Source organism: Kitasatospora sp. MBT66 (assembly GCF_000710405.2).
GTDB classification, from domain to species: domain Bacteria; phylum Actinomycetota; class Actinomycetes; order Streptomycetales; family Streptomycetaceae; genus Kitasatospora; species Kitasatospora purpeofusca.
In genome coordinates, this window is sequence record NZ_JAIY01000014.1 from 1 (window position 1) to 703 (window position 703).

The 703-nt window shown below is 76.1% G+C and carries 1 protein-coding gene; it reads right to left on the reverse strand.

From position 1 onward, the window contains the following. Positions 1–29: 29 nt before the first annotated feature. Positions 30–703 (reverse strand): oxygenase MpaB family protein (locus BI06_RS34565; RefSeq protein WP_043474991.1); only part of this gene is annotated, 674 nt, incomplete at its 5' end.

A 703-nucleotide genomic window follows, 5' to 3' on the forward strand; every position in this document is an offset into this window, starting at 1 on the left:
GACCCGGCACGGCCCGGCGACCAGTCGGCTCAGGCCCGGCCGTCCGGCGATGGCATGGCCCAGCGGATCGTCCGTACCACCATCGCCCCCAGCGGGCCGGCCGCCGCGTCGAGCCCGGCGGAGGCCGGGAGTCCCAGCAGGGCACGGTAGCGCGGCTCGAGGAGGGCGAGTGCCGAGGCGCAGAGCGCGCCGTGGGCGGGGCGGGCGACGAGCGGGATCGGCGGACGGAGCAGCAGGAAGCGAGCGGCGTCCTCCGCGGCGGCGGTCGCCGCGAGTTCGGGGTGGAACGAGCGGAGGACCTCGGCGAGTTCGGTGCGGGTACGGGGCGGTTCGAGGACGCCGAGGTCGGTGGCGACCAGGGCCATGTCGGCCACGTACTCCTCGCAGCCGGCCGGGTCCAGAGGCGTGGCGCCGTACTTCTGGTGTGCACGCAGGAAGCAGTCGGTCTCGGCCGCGTGCACCCAGGCGAGCAGGTGCGGGTCGTCGGCCCGGTAGGGGACGCCTCCGGGGGTCGTGCCGCGGATGCGGGCGTGGACGGCTCGGACCCGGCCGATGGCGGCGCGGGCGTCCTCGTCGGTGCCGAAGGTGGTGACGGCCAGGAAGGTGCTGGTGCGTTGGAGTCGGCCCCAGGGATCGCCGCGGTAGCCGGAGTGGGCGGCCACCGCGGCCATGGCCACCGGATGCAGGGACTGCAGCAGCAGGG